This window comes from uncultured Tateyamaria sp. (assembly GCF_947494755.1).
Taxonomy (GTDB): Bacteria; Pseudomonadota; Alphaproteobacteria; order Rhodobacterales; family Rhodobacteraceae; genus Tateyamaria.
This window is the reverse complement of sequence record NZ_CANLVZ010000039.1, coordinates 1-2603: the sequence shown is the minus strand read 5'-3', so window position 1 is coordinate 2603 and position 2603 is coordinate 1. Positions and strand designations below refer to the sequence as shown.

The window sequence follows — 2603 nt, the reverse complement described above, 5'->3', positions numbered from 1 at the left end:
ACGACACTCAGCACTGGGCTGGAAAAGCCCTGTCGCTTTCGAACGGAAAGTGGCCTAAACGAGCACTTGGGGCGGCATAAAAACGGGACAGGTCCACATCAAGCTTTTCTCTCATCTGCGATGTCATTCATCGGATGAGAGATCTTCAGCAGCTGTTCCTTCATCTCCGTCGCTTCATCATATGGAATGACGACCAGCTTTTTGCCGCTCTCTGATCGTGTCCGGCTTTCTTAGGTCAACTTGTCCGCTATGTTTGCCGCGTCTAGAGCATGGTTTCTTAGCTGCATCAAATTCCCTTCGGCTTTACTGACGTCACTCACCTCTTCTGACTTGGGTTCTATCTTTAGACCCATAGTCATCGATCCACTTGGCCCTTCGCGCCTTTTTCTGTTCAATCCTGTCTTCCAACTTCCCAATCAGACCCTCGGGGTCTCTCCACATCATCATCCCAATTCCCCCCATCAAAAAGAACGAAATAAGCCCGAAAATCCGAGGTATGATATTCGGGCTGTTCACCACCACCTCCGAACACCTCAGTGGCCTGATTTCAGGGGGGCTGGGTCAATCTTAATATTTCTAAATCGGAAAAAATTATAAGAAATACAAAAAAAAATGGAAGATTCCAGTACGGTCGTTTTGGTTATATGTCTTTATTCCGAAAGAGTCTGAAAGAAAGAACCAAAAAACTAGCCCACTCAGGAACCGCGGTTTTTTCTAATTGATGAAATTGAATCAATGAGTTATCGTTATGCCTTCCGAAGCAGTCGCCCTTCAGCGAAAAAGTATACACTTGGTCGCTCGTTCGCAGATAGACAATGACCTTGTGACACGGCTTTATATGGAATTTGATAAGCGTTTAGAAGAACTTGAAACTTACTCCACTTCGAGGGTCAGGATCCATAACCAAAACATGACCACGCTGCCAAGGCACATGCTGACAAGAAGACTTTTGGGCATCTGTCATAGCGGGTTGCGATCCTCCGCCAGTCCTTGAGGCGGGCAAAGCTGTTTTCGATTTTGTGGCGTTTCTTGTAGCGATCTGCGTCGTGTGGAATGGGCACGTTGCGACCTTTCCGTGACGCGATGCATGGCGTGAACCCTTTTTCCTCAAGGGCTTCGCAATACCAATCTGCATCATAGCCGCGATCTGCCAGCATGTGTTGGGCCTTGGGTAAGTCGCTCAGCAAAGCCCGTGCCCCGATGTAGTCGCTGCGCTGGCCGGCGGTCAGGAACATCCGCAAAGGGCGGCCAACGGCATCGGTGACGGCGTGCAGTTTCGAGTTCATCCCGCCCTTCGTTCTTCCAATCAGGCGGCCGGGCCCCCTTTTTTGAGCCGCAGGCTGGTGGCAGTGCGGTGCGTCTTGAGGTGGGTTGCATCGATCATCAGCGTTTCTGTTTCGCCGCTCTGATCTGCCAGTTCCAGCAGTATCCGGGCAAAGATGCCGTTCTCACTCCACCGCTTCCAGCGGCTGTAAAGCGTCTTGGGCGGCCCGTATGCGGCGGGCGTATCCCGCCACCGTAAGCCATTGCGATTGATGAAGATAATCCCGCTCAGAACACGCTTGTCATCCACGCGAGGCTTGCCGTGAGACTTGGGAAAGAAGGGCGAAAGCTTCGCCATTTGTTCTTCTGTCAACCAGTAGAGATCGCTCATATCACCGCTTCGTTTTGAACGGACGTGAATCATGCAGCGAAACCGAAATCAATGCATCCTGACCCTAGAAGAATGTCTTGATTTTGATCTTCTTCTTCACGGGGTGCTTCTTCTTGAAGCCGCCGTATTTGTAGTGCTTTTTGAAGCTGTGTTTCTTGAACTTGTGCTTCTTGAATTTGATGTCGATCACCTGGGCTGTCTCGGCGTCGGCGCTGGCCCATGTTGGGTTGGCGGCCTGAACGGGGGCAAAGCTCGTCAGCGTGATTGCGGTTGCCATGGCTGCGATCAGAAGCGGGGTTTTTGTAGCTGTCAGTTTCATGTGTCGTCTCCTTCTTGGCGTTTGTCTTAGTGGCCGGGGTGGCCGTTCGTCTTGGGATAGAGATAGCGGAAAAGGTCTGTAACAGTAAGGGACCAATCGGTCACAAACGCCTGAGCAAACCCCATGGTTTAGGGGGTTCGTCATGTCTGAAGGTCGAAAAAACACTGCGAAACAGGCCGTTAATGCCATTCCAACATGTAACAAACAGGTTTTGGATGTGCCTTGGGCGTCCAAAATCAGTGAAGAAAAGGTCGCAGCATAGGTCAGCGCTCGCGATCAATGACATTCATCGCTCGGCCAGTTTCTTCGGATCAACCTTGCCTCACAGATATGTTCATGCAATGTTCTCTTCCTTCACATCCTTGGAGCAAGCTCATGCCCCGGCGATCAACCCCACAGATGAGCTACCCCCCCGAAATTCGGACACTGACGTAAGCTGCTATTTGTTGTCTGCTGATCTTCAACACGAAGGAGATCAGATTTGTCGAAACGGAAGCAACATCATCCACGACAATCAGCTTGAGCAATCACCTGCTTGGATCACCAATCAAGGTGACCTGCTCCCCTGAGAGTCCGTGTTTATAGGTTAGCACTGTTCAGGTTTTGGTCCTCTTCTGACCGGTTAGCATA

1 protein-coding gene and 1 pseudogene are annotated in these 2603 nt (G+C 50.7%); both read right to left on the bottom strand.

The annotated features are described in order from the left end of the window. Positions 1-873: 873 nt before the first annotated feature. Positions 874-1654 (bottom strand): annotated as a pseudogene (locus Q0908_RS20250) (IS5 family transposase). A 64-nt stretch (positions 1655-1718) separates the two neighbouring features. Beyond that, the gene (locus Q0908_RS20245) at positions 1719-1973 is read right to left on the bottom strand and encodes a hypothetical protein (RefSeq protein ID WP_299289098.1); all 255 of its coding nucleotides are present in this window, start codon (positions 1971-1973) and stop codon (positions 1719-1721) included. Positions 1974-2603: the final 630 nt, after the last annotated feature.